The 15501-nt window shown below is 67.4% G+C and carries 14 protein-coding genes, 1 tRNA gene and 1 riboswitch; of the genes, 11 read left to right on the forward strand and 4 right to left on the reverse strand.

The genetic code is table 11. The features are described 5' to 3' along the window. Positions 1–11 precede the first annotated feature (11 nt). Positions 12–85 (forward strand) — tRNA-Gly (locus ACUXVX_RS06460). Positions 86–110: 25 nt separating this feature from the next. Here ACUXVX_RS06460 and ACUXVX_RS06465 read toward each other — a convergent pair. Next, complete coding sequence (locus ACUXVX_RS06465; protein ID WP_446310865.1) at positions 111–959, reverse strand: glycoside hydrolase family 25 protein; 849 nt, start codon at positions 957–959, stop codon at positions 111–113. 166 nt (positions 960–1125) lie between these two features. Here ACUXVX_RS06465 and ACUXVX_RS06470 point away from each other — a divergent pair, with 166 nt between their 5' ends. The 5 genes from ACUXVX_RS06470 to ACUXVX_RS06490 all read left to right on the forward strand — a co-directional run bounded on the left by ACUXVX_RS06470 (position 1126) and on the right by ACUXVX_RS06490 (position 7654). Continuing rightward, entirely contained in the window at positions 1126–2919 is a 1794-nt protein-coding gene (locus ACUXVX_RS06470) for an ABC transporter transmembrane domain-containing protein (protein WP_446310866.1), read from the forward strand. 66 nt (positions 2920–2985) lie between these two features. Then, positions 2986–3189: riboswitch (cobalamin riboswitch) on the forward strand. Between the two features lie 124 nt (positions 3190–3313). Next, on the forward strand, positions 3314–3625 hold the full coding sequence (locus tag ACUXVX_RS06475; protein ID WP_446310867.1) for a hypothetical protein: 312 nt from the start codon (positions 3314–3316) through the stop codon (positions 3623–3625). Between the two features lie 134 nt (positions 3626–3759). Further along, positions 3760–4809: a homocysteine S-methyltransferase family protein gene (locus ACUXVX_RS06480; protein WP_446310868.1), complete on the forward strand. Its 1050-nt coding sequence runs from the start codon at positions 3760–3762 to the stop codon at positions 4807–4809. 233 nt (positions 4810–5042) lie between these two features. Next, a complete protein-coding gene (locus ACUXVX_RS06485) occupies positions 5043–6920 on the forward strand; it encodes an acyl-CoA synthetase (protein ID WP_446310869.1) in 1878 nt (625 codons plus the stop codon). After that, positions 6917–7654 carry a class I SAM-dependent DNA methyltransferase gene (locus ACUXVX_RS06490; RefSeq protein ID WP_446310870.1) on the forward strand — a complete coding sequence of 246 codons (738 nt, stop codon included), beginning with the start codon at positions 6917–6919 and terminating at the stop codon, positions 7652–7654. Before ACUXVX_RS06485 ends, ACUXVX_RS06490 begins: the two co-directional genes overlap by 4 nt. 42 nt (positions 7655–7696) lie before the next feature. Here ACUXVX_RS06490 and ACUXVX_RS06495 read toward each other — a convergent pair whose 3' ends face one another. Further along, positions 7697–8986: a type VI secretion system contractile sheath domain-containing protein gene (locus ACUXVX_RS06495; protein WP_446310871.1), complete on the reverse strand. Its 1290-nt coding sequence runs from the start codon at positions 8984–8986 to the stop codon at positions 7697–7699. A gap of 169 nt (positions 8987–9155) precedes the next feature. On the opposite strand from ACUXVX_RS06495, the gene aspS reads away from it, so the two are divergent. The 3 genes from aspS (at position 9156) to ACUXVX_RS06510 (ending at position 11835) form a co-directional block, all read left to right on the forward strand. Further along, complete coding sequence (gene aspS, locus ACUXVX_RS06500) at positions 9156–10937, forward strand: aspartate--tRNA ligase (RefSeq protein WP_446310872.1); 1782 nt, start codon at positions 9156–9158, stop codon at positions 10935–10937. A gap of 2 nt (positions 10938–10939) precedes the next feature. After that, on the forward strand, positions 10940–11464 hold the full coding sequence (locus ACUXVX_RS06505) for a chloramphenicol phosphotransferase CPT family protein (protein ID WP_446310873.1): 525 nt from the start codon (positions 10940–10942) through the stop codon (positions 11462–11464). A gap of 86 nt (positions 11465–11550) precedes the next feature. Beyond that, complete coding sequence (locus ACUXVX_RS06510; protein WP_446310874.1) at positions 11551–11835, forward strand: hypothetical protein; 285 nt, start codon at positions 11551–11553, stop codon at positions 11833–11835. Between the two features lie 33 nt (positions 11836–11868). Here the strand turns inward: ACUXVX_RS06510 and ACUXVX_RS06515 are convergent, their stop codons facing one another. After that, complete coding sequence (locus ACUXVX_RS06515) at positions 11869–12462, reverse strand: TetR/AcrR family transcriptional regulator (protein ID WP_222470314.1); 594 nt, start codon at positions 12460–12462, stop codon at positions 11869–11871. Between the two features lie 143 nt (positions 12463–12605). Here ACUXVX_RS06515 and ACUXVX_RS06520 point away from each other — a divergent pair, with 143 nt between their 5' ends. Both ACUXVX_RS06520 and ACUXVX_RS06525 read left to right on the forward strand, forming a co-directional pair. Beyond that, complete coding sequence (locus ACUXVX_RS06520; RefSeq protein WP_446310875.1) at positions 12606–13175, forward strand: carboxymuconolactone decarboxylase family protein; 570 nt, start codon at positions 12606–12608, stop codon at positions 13173–13175. Positions 13176–13437: 262 nt separating this feature from the next. Further along, positions 13438–13995 (forward strand): hypothetical protein, encoded by a 558-nt coding sequence (locus tag ACUXVX_RS06525; RefSeq protein WP_446310876.1) that lies wholly within the window; start codon positions 13438–13440, stop codon positions 13993–13995. A gap of 4 nt (positions 13996–13999) precedes the next feature. Here ACUXVX_RS06525 and ACUXVX_RS06530 read toward each other — a convergent pair whose 3' ends face one another. Further along, positions 14000–15487, reverse strand: coding sequence for a hypothetical protein (locus ACUXVX_RS06530; protein WP_446310877.1), 1488 nt, complete (start codon positions 15485–15487; stop codon positions 14000–14002). Between the last annotated feature and the right edge of the window lie 14 nt (positions 15488–15501).

The raw sequence follows: 15501 nt of genomic DNA on the forward strand, positions 1-15501 counted from the left end.
ACACCTGCTGAGCGGGCGTTGTGTAGTGGTAAGACCTTAGCCTTCCAAGCTAATGACGCGGGTTCGATTCCCGCCGCCCGCTCCAGCCCTTTCTCCTGCCATCACCGCCTCTACTGACGCCGCGCGAGCAGCCAGCTTTGCCAGCCTTCGAAGCTGCCGCCAAAGGCGTTGAGGTCGACCTTTCCTGCGACGCCGGGCACGATGCCGGTGCCGGAGTACTGCCAGAAGCTCCAGCGCTCGTCGGGGTAGCCTTCCGACGGGTGCTTGGTGACCGCTCGCAGCCAGAACTCCTGCCCGCGCATCTGGCCGAGGTCATTGTCCTTATAGAAATCGGGTGTGGTGTAGATCACCGGGCGGGTGCCGTAGTGGCGGCTGACGATGGCGGTGAAACGCTCGATCTGGTCGCGCACATCGGCGGCGCCGGGGCGGGCCGAGCAGGTTCGGGACTGGTGGTTCCACTCCATGTCGAGCACTGGCGGCAGGTCTCCCGCCACGCGGCCCACGTTCTGGATGAACCATGCCGCCTGCTCCTCGGGCGTGCGGCAGAAATAGTAGAAGTGATAGGCCCCCACCGGCACACCGGCGGCGCGGGCGCGGGGCGCGTTGATCGCATAGCCCGGATCAAGGTGGTCGCCGCCCTCGGTGGCCTTCAGCCAAGCAAAGCGGATGCCCGATTGGCGGGCCGCGAAAAAGTCGATCTCGCCCTGATAACGCGAGGCGTCGATGCCGTGCACCTGGTAGTTGGCCGGGCTGATCGCGCCCCACTCATGGGGTTTTACATCGCCGAAGCCGCGCGGGATGCCCGGCGCCGCACTGGCGCTGACATGGAGTTGGGTGGCCTTCTCGCCCTCTGCCATCCGCGGCATCGAGGGCGCGGCAGGCCCGTCGAGCTGGGGGTTGCCGCAGCCTGCCAATATCAACGCAAACAGCACCGCCAGCCCCGGGGCGCTCAATTTCACTGTCCGCACGATCAGTCTCCTGCTGTTTTCATGCTTTATGCCTCGCTGGGCTTATACCAACCCTCGCCCTGCAATGCACATCACGTTTGGGGCCTCGCGCGTCACAATGCCCCTCTTGGCAGGGGTCCGCCTGCCGGGTAAGCCCCTCGGGCGAAGAGGAGACGGCATGGCACGCGCCCCACAGACCAGCACCGACGATCGCCCCGGCTCGCGCCGCGTGGGCGCACTCCGGGCGCTGGGCCCGTTCTTTGCGCCCTACAAGCTGATGGTCGTGGCCGCGCTCTGCGCCCTCGTGCTCACCGCAGGCGTCTCGCTGGTGCTGCCGATGGCGGCCCGCCGCGTGGTCGACAATTTCGGCACCTCCGACGTGGCCCTGCTCGACCGCTACTTCTTTGCCGCCATCGGCATCGCGCTGATCTTCGCGCTGGGCACGGCGCTGCGCTACTGGCTGGTGACCCGGCTGGGCGAGCGGGTGGTGGCCGATATCCGCAAGGCGGTGTTCGATCGGATGATCGGCATGTCGCCCGCCTATTACGAAAAGCTTATGACCGGCGAGGTGCTGAGCCGGATCACCACCGACACCACGCTGATCCTCTCGGTGATCGGCTCCTCGGCCAGCTGGTTCCTGCGGAACATCCTGCTCTTCGTCGGCGGGCTGATCCTGATGTTCTTCACCACGCCAAAGCTCTCGCTGATGGTGCTGGGGATCATCCCTGTGGTGATCGTGCCGATCCTGGTGCTGGGCCGCCGCCTGCGCACGCTCTCCCGCGAAAATCAGGATTGGATCGCGGCCTCTTCCGGCAACGCCTCCGAGGCGCTGTTGGCGGTGCAGACGGTGCAGGCTTTCACCCATGAGGCGCCCTCCAAGGCGCAGTTTTCCGGCGTCACCGAAAGGAGCTTCGACAGCGCGAAATCCCGCATCACCGTGCGAGCGGCGATGACCGCGATCATCATCTTCGTCGTCTTCTGCGGTATCCTCGGCGTGCTCTGGATCGGCGCGCGCGATGTGCGCGACGGGGTGATGAGCGCGGGCGAGCTGGTGCAGTTCGTCATCTACGCTGGCATCATGGCCGGGGCCGTGGCCGCGCTTTCTGAAATCTGGGGCGAGCTGCAACGCGCCGCCGGGGCGACCGAGCGGCTGATCGAGCTGCTGGTGGCCGAGGATACGGTGCGCGATCCGGCTGAGCCACTGGCGCTGGATGGCCGGGCCAAGGGCGCCATTGGCTTTCAGGACGTGGTGTTCCACTATCCCACCCGCCCCGGCGAGGCCGCGCTCTCGGGCGTCAGCTTCGATGTTCAGCCGGGCGAGACCGTGGCCCTCGTCGGCCCTTCCGGCGCGGGCAAGTCCACAATCTTCCAACTGCTCCTGCGCTTCTACGATCCGGCCTCGGGCGAGATCACGCTGGATGGCACCCGGCTCGATGCCACCAACCGTGAGGCCCTGCGCGCCCAGCTTGCGCTGGTGCCGCAAGACCCGGTGATCTTTGCCGCCACTGTGACCGAGAACATCCGTTTCGGCCGCCCTGAAGCGACGCAGGCCGAGGTCGAGGACGCCGCCCGCGCCGCCGCCGCCCATGAGTTCATCACCGAGCTGCCCGAAGGCTACGAGACCTATGTGGGCGAGCGCGGGGCGATGCTCTCTGGCGGGCAAAAGCAGCGCATCGCCATCGCCCGCGCCATCCTGCGCGACGCCCCGGTGCTGCTGCTCGACGAGGCCACCTCGGCGCTTGATGCCGAGAGCGAGCAACTGGTGCAGCAGGCGGTCGAGGCGCTCTCTGCCGAGCGCACTACGCTCATCGTCGCCCACCGGCTGGCCACGGTGAAAAAGGCCGACCGCATCCTCGTGTTCGAGAAGGGCCAGATCGTCGCGACCGGCACGCATGACAGCCTCGTGGCGCAGGGCGGTCTCTACGCCCGGCTGGCCCGGCTCCAGTTCACCGAAGGGCTGGCGGCGGAGTAGGGCGCAACTCATTCCTCCACCCTGCAACCCCCGCACGATTCCGCTAGACACAGCGCGCCACATCCCGCATCTTCCGCCCCGATGGTGTCCGGCCCCGAAAGGCCGGCTGAAAAGGGAACGCGGTGCGGGCGAAAAGCCCTAATCCGCGACTGCCCCCGCAACTGTGAGCGGCGAGCGACCCCCGAAATGACCACTGGGCCAACGGCCCGGGAAGGTCGGGGGAAGTGACGACCCGCAAGTCAGGAGACCTGCCATCTCCAGCGCGTGGTCCACGCGTTGCAGTCACCTTGAGACCCGGGCGGGGTGCCCTGGGGTGGAGAGACGGGATGAAGCCTACAAGGCCTTTCACATCGCCAGCCGCCACCAGCCCCCGCCTTCTTGCGCGGAGGGCGCGATGCTTCTGGAACGGACGATCATTCAACTCGATATAGGCCCGCTGCCGCCTGATGAGGCGCGGCAGCTTGGCCAACTTGGCTTCATGCAATGGCTGGCAGGGCTGCCGGGCGCGGCGGATTACCCAAGCGCAGCGCGCGCGGCCCATGCCCGGGCGGCGCCCCTCGCCGCTGGCTCGCCGGCGCTGGCGGAGTTCTGCACCCTGCTGACGGCCTCGCTCTGCGGGCCGATTGCCCCGCTGCCACTGGCGATGCCGGCACAGCGGCGGCGCGGCGGGGCTGCGGCCAAACGCAGCTTGCGAATGCCTCTCTGACATCTTGCGAACCCGGCCGCGCGGCATCCGCGCGGTCAGGCCGAGGACCATTGCAGCGGGCCGCCCAGGCGGACCCGCGAGGCTCGGCGTTCCCAACGATGGTCACGGACGGATCGACAGGAAAGGACTGATCCATGAGTGAGAACCAACTGACAAAACGGCTCGACGAAGGGCCGGTAATCTGCGCCGAGGGCTTCCTCTTCGAGCTTGAGCGGCGGGGCTATCTCAGCGCCGGCGAGTTCGTGCCCGAGGTGGCGCTCGAACATCCCGATGCCCTGCGGGCGCTGCACGTGGATTTCCAGCGCGCAGGCAGTGATATCGTCGAGGCCTTCACCTACAACGGCCACCGCGAAAAAATGCGCGTGATCGGCAAGGAGCATCTGCTTGAGCCGCTGAACAGGGCTGCGCTCCGGATCGCCCGCGAGGTGGCCAACGAGCGGCCCGGCAACCTGATGGCGGGCAATATCTCCAACACCAACATCTGGGCACCGGACGATCCGGCGCGGCAGGCCGAGGTCAGGGCGATGTTCGAGGAGATGGTCGGCTGGGCCGTCGAGGAGGGCGCCGACATGATCATCGGCGAGACATTCTACTACGCCGGGGAGGCGCTCTGCGCGCTGGAGGTCGCCAAGGCCTCCGGCCTGCCGGTGGTCCTGACGCTGGCCCCGATGGCGGGCGAAGAGATGCGCGACGGTCGCGGCATCGTCGAAACCTGTCAGGCGCTGGAGCAGGGCGGGGCCGATGTGGTCGGTCTCAACTGCTTCCGCGGCCCGGAAACGATGATGCCCTGGCTGCGGGCCGTGCGGGCGGCGGTGTCGTGCCATGTAGGCGCGCTGCCGATTCCCTATCGGACCACCGAGGCGGAGCCGACCTTCTTCAATCTCAGCGATGACAGCGGCTGCACCTGCCCGGCGCCGCATGGGCGGGCCTTCCCGACCGCGCTCGATCCGATGTTCTGCAACCGCTACGAGGTCGGCGCCTTCGCGCGGCAGGCGCTGGAACTCGGGGTGAATTACCTCGGCGTCTGCTGCGGCGCGAACCCCATGCTGATCCGCGAGGTGGCCGAGGCGGTGGGCCGTGTGACCGAAGCCAGCCGCTTCTCGGAGCGGATGGAAAACCACTTCATGTACGGCAGCAACGCGCGGCTGCCGGAGCACATCAAGGCGCTGGGCGAAACCGCCTGAGCCCCGGCGCCCGGCGGGCAATCTCGCCGGGCGCCTTCATCGCATCGGGCCGGTGGTGCCGTTCAACGCGCCCGGTTCTCGGGCTTGCGCGCGGCACTACGGCTCCCCCACCGCTTCGCAACCCCACGTCACAGCCCCATGCCGCTTGATCCCCGCGCGGCTCTCGCTCACTATCTCCCAACACGTCGCGGAGCCGCCATGAGAGCGGCCCGTGGCCAAGGGGAGGAATGACCATGAGCTTTCAGAGCACTGCGGACCTGCGCGCGATCGAGAACCAGATGACCTGGGAAGAGCGCGGCATGCCGACCACGATCTATGACTTCATCTCGAAGACCAAGGCCAACCACGGCGCCCGTCCTGCCCTGAGCTACCAGATTTTCTCCGATCCCGGCGCCCATGCCGAGACCCTCACCTGGAACGAGCTGCACGCCAAAACGACCCAGGCCGCCAACCTCTTCCGCTCCCTCGGCGTTGGCCCGACCGACACGGTTGCCTACCTGCTGCCCAACGCAAACGAGACCGTCGTGACCCTCCTCGGCGGCGCGGTCGCGGGCATCGTGAACCCGATCAACCCGCTGCTCGAGCCCGACCATATCTCCGCCATCCTGCGCCAGACCGGCGCCAAGGTGCTGGTGACGATGAAGAGCTTCCCCAAGTCCGATGTGGCCCAGAAGGCCGCCGAGGCGGTGAAGCACGCGCCGAATGTCACCCACGTGCTCGAGATCGACCTGCTGCGCTACGTCACCGGCCTGAAGAAATTCATCATCCCCTTCATCCGCCCCAAGACCGAGACCGTCCATCACGCCAGGGTGCTCGACTTCAACGCCGAGCTGGCCAAGCATCCTTCGGATGCCCTCACCTTCGACGACCCCAAGGAAGACCGGGTGGCGGCTTACTTCCACACTGGCGGCACCACCGGCATGCCCAAGGTGGCACAGCACAAGGTCTCCGGCATGGTCTATAACGGCTGGATCGGCCATGAGCTGCTCTTCACCGAGCAGGACAACGTGATCTGCCCGCTCCCGCTCTTCCACGTGTTCGCCTGCCACGTGATCTTCATGGCGGCCATCGCCAGCGGCATGCATGTGATCTTCCCCACGCCCGCCGGTTACCGCGGCGACGGGGTGTTCGACAATTTCTGGAAGCTGATCGAACGCTGGAAGGTCAGCTTCATCATCACCGTGCCCACCGCGCTCTCGGCGCTGATGCAGCGCCCGGTGAATGCCGATGTGAGCAGCGTCAAAACCGCCTTCTCCGGCTCCTCCCCGCTGCCCGTTGAGCTGTTCAACCGCTTCGAGAAGGCAACCGGCGTCGAGGTTGTCGAGGGTTACGGCCTCACCGAATGCACCTGCCTCGTCGCCTGCAACCCGCCCTCGGGCGAAAAGAAGATCGGCTCCGTCGGCCTGCCCTTCCCCTATACCGAGGTGAAGATCCTGCGTGATGGCCCGGATGGCCCGACCGAATGCAGCACTGACGAGGTGGGCGAGATCTGCGTGTCGTCGCCCGGTGTCTTCCCCGGTTCGACCTACACGGAGGAGGACAAGAACCACAAACTCTTCCACCATGATGTCTATCTCCGCACCGGCGACCTTGGCCGGATCGACGCCGATGGCTACCTCTGGATCACTGGTCGCGCGAAAGACCTGATCATCCGCGGCGGCCACAACATCGACCCCGCCGAGATCGAGGATGCGCTTGCGGGCCACGAGGCGGTAGCCTTCGCCGGGGCGATCGGCCAGCCCGATGCCCACGCGGGCGAGCTGCCCTGCGCCTATGTCGAGCTGGTGGCCGGGGCGACCGTGACCGAGCAGGAGCTGATTGACTTCGCCAACGCCCGCATCCACGAGCGCGCGGCCTATCCGAAGTATCTCGAGGTGCTGCCGGAACTGCCCAAGACCGCCGTGGGCAAGGTCTTCAAGCCCGACCTGCGCAAGATGGCGATCACCCGCATCTACAACGAAGCGCTTGAAGGGTGCGGCGCAGAGGTGGCCGAGGTGGTCGAAGACAAGAAGCGCGGCCTCGTCGCCAAGCTGAAGAAGACCTCCGGCACCGATGAGGCCAAGGTGGCCGAGGTGCTCGGCAGCTTCACCCGCCCCTGGGACTGGGCGTGAGCCTGACCTTCGACGAAGCCACATTCGGCGCGCTGAACGCCGAGGGATACGACGAAGGCACACTCCCCGACACGCTGGACGACAGCGTTGCCATGATCTCCGCCGTCGCAGGTCAGGGCAGGGTGCTCGAATTCGCCATCGGCACGGGCCGAGTGGCCCTGCCGCTCGCGGCGCGCGGCCATGAGGTTTCGGGCATCGAAGGGTCGCCCGCGATGGTGGAGAAGCTGCGCGCCAAGCCCGGCGGCGCGGCGCTCGAGGTGGTGGTGGGCGATATGGCCGAGACGCAGGTGCCGGGGCACTTCTCGCACGCCTTCCTCGTCTTCAACACGCTCTTCAACCTGACAACGCAAGAGGCACAGGTTCGCCTCTTCGCCAATGCCGCGCGACACCTTGAGCCGGGCGGCAGCTTTCTGGTCGAGGCCTTCGTGCCGGACCTTGCCGGGTTTACGGGCGGCCAGAGGGTGTCGACCAAGGCGCTGGGCATGGAGAGCGCGGTCATCGAGGCCGCCAAGTGGAACGCGCTGGAGCAACGGCTCGACATGCAGCGCATCCATATCTCCGACTCCGGCACTCGCCTTGTGCCTCTGGTGATGCGCGTCGCGGCCCCGCCGGAAATCGACCTGATGGCCCGCCTCGCCGGGCTGGAGTTGGAGCACCGCTGGGGCGGCTGGCGGCGTGAGTCCTTCACCGAGGCCAGCCAGATGCACGTCTCCCTCTACCGCAAGCCCGGCTAAGAGCCCGCGTGATCCAATTGCACGCCTTGCGGCACATTCCATTCATGATTTGGCGTCCGATGCCTGCTGATGCGCTGGCTCTGGCAGGGTCAGATCAAGCTCGATGGCGCCCGGAACGCCCTCCAGCTTGAAACCGGGGGAGAGGGAAAGCCGGGCGCTGGACTTTCCTGTAAGGTCAAACTGGTGGCCCCAAAGCGGGCGCAGCGCCATCTCAGCTTCGTTTAGCTGCATGCTCCGGTCGGTCTGGCGCTCCAGCCAGTCGCGGATGTGGGTCTCGAACGCCGCATCGCGCGGGCCGGGCCAGTCGGCGGCGAGGCGCAGGATGTGCTGGGCGTAACGGGTGGCGACCATCAGGTAGGGCAGCTGCGTGCTGACCCGCCAGTTTCCCGCGGCTTCCCCCGCAAGGTCATCTCGCCGCGACAGCGAGGTGAGCGAGAAGAACCCCGCCCACGCCCGGTGCTTGGCGTCCAGCGCCGCGATCAGCCCGGCGCGGGCGAGGTGGCTCTCCTGCCGCTCGTCGATGGCCGCCTCCGTTGGCCCCAGCCCTGCCACCCCGCCGCCTTCCACGCCCCGGCAATCCTGCGGCCAGCCCCATTTGGCAACCGACCGGGCGATGTTGGCGGCGATGGCATATTGGCCCGGCACGGGGCAGCGCGGGCGGGGCAGGGCGCCGGGCGGCGTAAGGGCAAAGCGCGTGACGCAGAGCCCAAGGTAACGAGCCTCCGGGGCGCGGAGCAGAGCCGCGAAACCCTCGTGTGAGGGCGTAGCAAGCGCGGCATCCGGGTCGCGCAGGGCACTGAGGTCTTGCGGAGCAGCAAGGCCCAAAAGCGCGGGCGCGGCCCCGGCGATCACCGGCATCTGCGCAAGCGCGCCAAGGCGGGCGAGGTCGGTCAGGGCCTGCGTGTCAGCATGCTCGAAAGCGGCATCCACCAGCAGCACGGCGATGGGCGGCGCCTGCCGCTGGGCATAGACCCTCGCCCAAGCCGCGTGGCGCACTTCCGTCTCGGCGCCCGCCACCTCCGCCTTGGCCACATTCATAACCGCCAGCGAGATATCCTCGCGCGGCGGCATCTCCCGCACCAACCAATGCAGCCCGCGCCATGCGCCCTCAATGCGCTGCATCACCGGATGGCCGTAAATCTCACCAAGCTGCGCCGCGATCCCGGCATCACACCGCGCGATCATCGCCTCCACCGTCACCGCCAGCTTCCGGCTGCGCAACTCGGGCCAGCGGGCGGCCAGCCTGCCAACCAGCAGCACCGCGCGCTCCACCTCCTCCGGTAACTCCGGCAGCCCGCTCGCGCCTCTCAACCTCCGCCACAGCCCGCGCATCCGCACCCTCCACACCCGCCCGCAAAGCCTGCGCCAAGCCCCGCCATGCATCAACCCCGCCGCCCAATCGCCGCCTTTCCGGCCCGCGCCCTCCAGTCCGGGTTGACTTTGCCCAGCCAAGGCGGTGTATCGGCCCGAACCGAATTGTCCGACCGGAAGGGACCGAACCATGCATGCCTACCGCAGCCACACCTGCGCCCAGCTGACCAAGGAGAACGTGGGGGAGACCGTGCGTCTCGCCGGGTGGGTGCATCGGGTGCGAGATCACGGCGGCGTCCTCTTTATCGACCTGCGCGACCACTACGGTGTGACGCAGGTGCTCTGCGACCCCGACAGCCCGGTGTTTTCTGAGGTCGAAAAGGTCCGCTCCGAGTGGTGCATCCGGATCGACGGCACGGTGAAGGCGCGCGACGAGAGCCTCGTGAACACCAAGCTGCCGACCGGTGAGATCGAAGTGTATATCCGCGACATGGAGGTGCTGGGCTCGGCGGGCGAACTGCCGCTGATGGTCTTCGGCGATCAGGAATACCCCGAGGAAACCCGCCTCAAATACCGCTACCTCGACCTGCGCCGCGAGGCGATGCAGCAGAACATGACGCTGCGCTCCGACGTGGTCGCCTCCGTCCGCCGCCGGATGTGGGACAAGGGCTTCCGCGAGTACCAGACCCCGATCATCACAGCCTCCTCGCCCGAGGGCGCGCGCGACTTCCTCGTGCCCTCCCGTCTGCACCCCGGCAAGTTCTACGCCCTGCCGCAGGCGCCCCAGCTCTTCAAGCAGCTGATCATGGTGTCGGGCTTCGACAAGTACTTCCAGATCGCGCCCTGCTTCCGCGATGAAGACCCGCGCGCCGACCGCTCGCCAACCGACTTCTACCAGCTCGACCTTGAGATGAGCTTTGTCGAGCAGCAAGACGTGTTCGACACCGTCTCCCCGGTGATCGCGGGCGTGTTCGAGGAGTTCGGCGGCGGCCGGAAGGTCGATGCGCCCGAGAGCTGGCCGCAGATCCCCTATGCCGAGGCGGCGCTGAAATACGGCACCGACAAGCCCGACCTGCGCAACCCGATCGAGATGCAGGTTGTCTCCGAGCACTTCGCCGGCTCCGGCTTTGCGATCTTCGCCAAGCTGCTCGAGCAGGAGGGCACCGAGATCCGCGCCATCCCCGCGCCAACCGGCGGCTCCCGCAAGTTCTGCGACCGGATGAACGCCTTCGCGCAAAAGGAAGGGCTGCCCGGGATGGGCTATATCTTCTGGCGCGATCAGGGCAACGGCATGGAGGCGGCAGGCCCGCTTGCCAAGAACATCGGCCCCGAGCGCACCGAGGCAATCCGCCAGCAACTCGGCCTCGACGTGGGCGATGCCGCCTTCTTCCTCGGTGGCAAGCCCAAGACCTTCGAGGCCGTCGCGGGCCGTGCCCGCACCGTCATCGGTGACGAGCTGGGCCTGACCGACAAGGACCGCTTCGCCTTTGCATGGATCGTCGACTTCCCGATCTACGAGAAGGATGACGAGACCGGCGAGATCGACTTCGAGCACAACCCCTTCTCCATGCCGCAAGGCGGGGCCGAGGCGCTGGCGGGCGACCCGCTGGCGGTGAAGGGCTACCAGTACGACCTCGCCTGCAACGGCTACGAGCTGGTCTCCGGCGCGATCCGCAACCACAAGCCCGAGGTGATGCTGAAGGCCTTCGAAATCGCCGGTTACGGCGAGGATGAGGTGAAGGCGCGCTTCGGCGGCCTCTACACCGCCTTCCAATACGGCGCCCCGCCCCACGGCGGCTGCGCGGCAGGCATCGACCGGATCGTGATGCTGCTGGCCGACGAGGAGAACCTCCGCGAGGTGGTCATGTTCCCGATGAACCAGCGCGCCGAAGATCTGATGATGGGCGCCCCTTCGCTGCCGACCAACGAGCAGCTCCGCGAGCTCTCGCTGCGGGTGGTGAAAGAGGACTGACCGTGCAGGCGCCGGGGCGGGTCATCCTGATCCACGGTGCCTCCAGCGCGGGCAAATCCACTCTGGCGCGGGCGGTGCAGGCGGCACTGCCCGAGCCCTTCACCCACCTCACCTTCGACCATCTGATCGACACCGGCGCACTGCCTCGCGGCCCCGAATGGGCGGCGGTCCGCGCAAAGGTGTTCAACGGCTGGCACCGCGCCGTGGCCGCCTTCGGCTCAGCCGGGGCCGATGTGATCTGGGACCACATCATCGAAAGCTCGGCGTGGCACAGCGATCTGCGCACACTCTTTTCCGGGCGCGATCTCTTCTTCATCGGGCTTCATTGCGACCTTGCCGAGTTGGAGCGGCGCGAGGCGGCCCGCGGAGACCGAAAGCCGGGCGATGCGGCGCGGGATGCAGCCCATATCCATGTAGGCAAGCGCTACGATCTCGAACTGCGGAGCGAAGACGGGGCCGAAGCCAATGCCTCCCGCGTCATTGCAGCTTGGCAGGCGCGGCAGGGCGTCTCGGGCTTCTTTGCCTGACGGTCGGTGAGGCCACAGCCCCGACCGTCATAAAACTGTTACGCAGTCCTGCATCCCCGTGCTACGATTCTCCCATGACGCGGGCCATGCTCACCATCGCACTCACCCTCGCGCCCCTCACCGCAACGGCGGGCGGGCCATTGGGCGATGTGTTCTGCGATGACCGCGCCCGCATTGTCGAAAAACTCCAAAGCCGTTTTGGCGCCACCCTTGCGGGGCGCGGTCTGCGCGGCCCCGATGCCTTCATCGAGTTCTGGGTCACGCAAGCCTCGGGCGATTGGACGATGGTGCAGAACTACACCGACGGGCGCGCCTGCATCGTCGCGATGGGCGAGAACTGGGAGAGCTTCGGCCCCGTTGATCCGGCCTGACGAACGGCCAATAGGCCCCGCCCGCGATCCTGCCTACTGCGGCTGACGCAGCCGCAGCACCTCCTCCGCAATGTCATCGGCAAGAGACGCCAGTTCCTCTGGGTCCGAGCCGCGCAGGGTCTCGACCGCGAGGGCGAACATATTGGCCTGAAATCGGCGGGCGAGGCGTCGGCAATCAGCGCTCGCTGGCAACTCGCCCGCGGCGCGGGCTTTCTCGAAGAGCGACTGGAAGAGGCTCCGCACCTCGGCGAGGTAATGGCGGGCATCCTCTCCGGCCTCCGACTCTGAATCGGCCAGTTCGAGCACGGTCTTGACCAGAATGCAGCCGAGCGGGCGGCCCTGCTCCGGTCGGCCGCTGCGTCGGGCGTGCTCGGCCAGCGCCTCGAGCGGCGAGGCGGACTCCCTCGCAAGTGTCGCCACCTTGGCTCCCGTGCGATCGCGGTAGCGTCGCAGCGTCTCCCGAAACAGCGCCTCCTTGCTGGTGAAGGCGGCATAGATCGAGCCGGGCTTCATCGAGAGCGCGGCCTCCAGATCCTTCAGCGAGGTCGCGTGAAAGCCCCTTCGCCAGAATAGCGTCAGCGCGGCATCGAGGGCGGTCTCGCGGTCATAGGGAGCGGCACGGGTCATGCGGTGAATATAGGCGCCTTCGCGGCCGGTGTCTCCCTCACGTTTGAGTGATTGCTCAAATTGCGACTTGAGTGATCACTCAAATACGCCATCTTGCCCCCCACGGGCCACCCCGGCCCGCCATGCTAACCAACGGAGCGCCCATGACCACCTTCACCCTGCACGATGAAACCACCGCCCCCGCCGAGAGCCTGCCGCTGATCGAAAAGTCCAAACAGGCCTTTGGACGCCTGCCGGGCCTGCACAAGGTCATGGCCGAAGCCCCGGCGCTGATGGAGGGCTACCAGGTGCTCCACGGGCTGTTCCAGAACGCCACCAGCTTCGACAAGGATGAGATCACCGTCGTCTGGCAGAGCATCAACGTCGAGCACGCCTGCCACTACTGCGTGCCCGCCCACACCGGGATCGCCAAGATGATGAAGGTCGATGACGCGATCACCGAGGCCCTGCGCAATGAGACCCCACTCCCCTCCGAGCACCTCGAAGCCCTCCGCACCTTCACCCTCGCCATGGTCCGCCAGCGCGGCGAGGTGAGCGACGACCAACTGCAGACTTTCCTCGACGCAGGCTACACCAAGCGCCACGTGCTCGAGATCGTGCTGGGCATCGCGCAGAAGGTCATGTCGAACTACACCAACCACCTCGCCGACACCCCGGTCGACGAAGTGATGCAGAAGTTCGCTTGGGAAAAGAAGGGCGCCAAGGCGGCCTGAGCCTGCCCGCCCGCGCGGAACCGCGCGGGCCCTGACGGGTTGTTCCTGCAAATGGAGGACCGACCCATGAAGAAGCTCTTCAAGTACTGGGCCGTCTGGAAGCTGGCGCAAAAACTCCTGCGCAAGCGCCGCCGCGCCTGAACCACCACGCGCCCCGTGACCGCAAGGTCCGGGGCGTTTTGGCGCAGGCAAACTTCCTCATTCATGCGTGATCTTGAATGTGTTTGCGGCTATGCTCCCGGCAACACTCCGGAGGTCTCCCATGCTGCGCATCACCCTTGTCCTCGTCACCGCCCTTTGCGCCTTCACCCCGGCGACGGCCCAGATGCACGGGGGCAGCGGGATGCACGGGCATGGGGCGGATGGCACTGGCCACGACATGGCCACCATGCCCGGACTGCGCGGCGAAGACGCCACCGAGGAGGAGAGCGCCGAACTGGCCACGCTCTTCCGCAACTTCGCCACCCTCTCCCGCGAGGTCGAGCTTCTGCCAGACGGCATCCGCACTGTCACCCGCTCCTCCGACCCGGAGGTGATGGACGCACTGGTGAGCCATGTCGTCGGCATGATCGACCGGGTAGGGCAGGGGCGCGACCCGAAGATCTTCATCCAGTCCCCCACGCTCGATATCTTCTTCGCCCGCCCCGGCGCGATCGCCTCCGATGTCGAGATCACCGACGCCGGCATCGTGGTCACGCAAACCTCCACCGACCCGGAGGTGGTGGAGGCGCTGCACACCCATGCCGGCGAGGTCAGTCGGATGGCGGACAGCGGCATGCAGGCGGTGCACGAGATGATGATGAGGCGGGCCGGCAACTGAGCCCTCAGCCGCCCTCCGCCTCTGCCAGCCCCTCGACCGAGCGCTTCCGCCCCGGCGAGATCGCCAGCGCGGCGCGGTAGGCTTCTGCAGCGCCGGCCCGGTCGCCCGACAGCAGCAGCATCTCACCAAGCAGCTCCCGCGCCGGCAGCACCGCGCCGGGCGTGACAGGGGCCTTGCCCACCGAGTCCTCGGTGTCCGCGGCCGCCCGCATAGCCGCCAGCGCCGCCTCGGCCTCGCCCGCCTCCCAGGCCAGCCAGGCCTGAATGGTGCCGCTCTGCGCCTCGGCCAGAGTGACCCAATAGCCCATGCCGCGCTCGTTCAGCGTGGCCGTCCGCGCAGCGATTTCCTCCAGTGCAGCCCGTGCGCCCTCGGCATCGCCCGACCGCGCTGCGCCCAGCCCCTTGGCGAACCAGTGGATGGTGACGGCCTGCGGAAACTTCTCCCAGCCGATCAGCGCTGGCAACTCGGCGGGCAGGGCAGCCGCCCCGGCCCAATCTCCCTGCTCAAGTGGCACCCGGGCCGGGCTGGCCGCCAGCGCATAGGCGGTGCCAAAGCTGTCTTCGAGCGCGTCCACCGCCTGAAGCTCGGCCAGCAGCGCCTCCGCCTCGGCCACCCGATCCAATTGCAACAGCGCATACAGGCCGTAGTCCACAGCGTGGGCGTAATGATTTGAAACCACACCGCCCTCCAGCGGCTGGGACAGCGCCGCCGCACCGGAACGGGCATTCCACGCCACCGAGGCCTCCCAATCCCCGAGCCGGGTGAAGATGTGGCTGGGCATATGCAGCGCATGGGGCACTTCAGGCGCGATCCGGTCATAGCCCTTGGCAAAGGCACGGGCCTTTGTGGCTAAGGCGGGATGATCATAGGCGTGAATCACGTAATGAAAGATCGCCGGATGCAGCGGCGCCTCGGGCAGCCGCGCGGCGAGCCTGTCTCCGGCCTCGGCAAGGCTCTCAGCCGCGCCGGGTCCGGGCGGGGTGAGGGCAATCTGCGCCAGCGCGTCGAAGGCGGCCGCATCGATATCATCGGGAAAACCCTCGTCGATCTGCCGCTGGGCACCCGCCCATGCGGCCAGCCGGGCGGGGTAGGGGGTGTCGGCCCCCTCCCAGAAGGCCAGTGCCGCCGCCACATAGGCAGCTTCCCGCGCGTTGCCCGGCGTGAGGGTGGCCAGCCGCGCCGCCGAGGCTGCGCCGCCCTCCATCTCCGCCGGGGTCGGGCCACCGGGCCAGACCGGGTGAAAGTAGCTCATCACCTTGCCCCACTCGGCCATGGCGCAGGCCGGGTCGGCCTCCGCGGCCTCGGAAAATCGTTGCCGGGCCTGCACATACATCATGTGATGCAGCAGTTTCAGGCCTTCGATGAAGGGCCCCGCCGCTGCCTCGGTGCAGGAGAGGTCAAAGCGCACCTCCCCCAGCGTGGTGTCATGCGCGCCGAGCGGCGCGGGGGCAGCAAGAACAGCGCAGCAGGCGAGCGCAAGGGCACGTGTCATCGGTCATCTCCATG

The sequence above is a fragment of the Vannielia sp. SX4 genome (assembly GCF_052828525.1).

Bases quoted from the DNA above. Each gene is read 5' to 3' on its own strand.
- ACUXVX_RS06475 (WP_446310867.1), top strand. From the start codon at position 3,314: ATGCTTCTGGAACGGACGATCATTCAACTCGATATAGGCCCGCTGCCG.
- ACUXVX_RS06520 (WP_446310875.1), top strand. From the start codon at position 12,606: ATGACCACCTTCACCCTGCACGATGAAACCACCGCCCCCGCCGAGAGC.
- ACUXVX_RS06485 (WP_446310869.1), top strand. From the start codon at position 5,043: ATGAGCTTTCAGAGCACTGCGGACCTGCGCGCGATCGAGAACCAGATG.
- ACUXVX_RS06470 (WP_446310866.1), top strand. From the start codon at position 1,126: ATGGCACGCGCCCCACAGACCAGCACCGACGATCGCCCCGGCTCGCGC.
- ACUXVX_RS06515 (WP_222470314.1), bottom strand. From the start codon at position 12,462: ATGACCCGTGCCGCTCCCTATGACCGCGAGACCGCCCTCGATGCCGCG.
- ACUXVX_RS06510 (WP_446310874.1), top strand. From the start codon at position 11,551: ATGCTCACCATCGCACTCACCCTCGCGCCCCTCACCGCAACGGCGGGC.
- ACUXVX_RS06530 (WP_446310877.1), bottom strand. From the start codon at position 15,487: ATGACACGTGCCCTTGCGCTCGCCTGCTGCGCTGTTCTTGCTGCCCCC.
- aspS (WP_446310872.1), top strand. From the start codon at position 9,156: ATGCATGCCTACCGCAGCCACACCTGCGCCCAGCTGACCAAGGAGAAC.
- ACUXVX_RS06525 (WP_446310876.1), top strand. From the start codon at position 13,438: ATGCTGCGCATCACCCTTGTCCTCGTCACCGCCCTTTGCGCCTTCACC.
- ACUXVX_RS06480 (WP_446310868.1), top strand. From the start codon at position 3,760: ATGAGTGAGAACCAACTGACAAAACGGCTCGACGAAGGGCCGGTAATC.
- ACUXVX_RS06495 (WP_446310871.1), bottom strand. From the start codon at position 8,986: ATGCGCGGGCTGTGGCGGAGGTTGAGAGGCGCGAGCGGGCTGCCGGAG.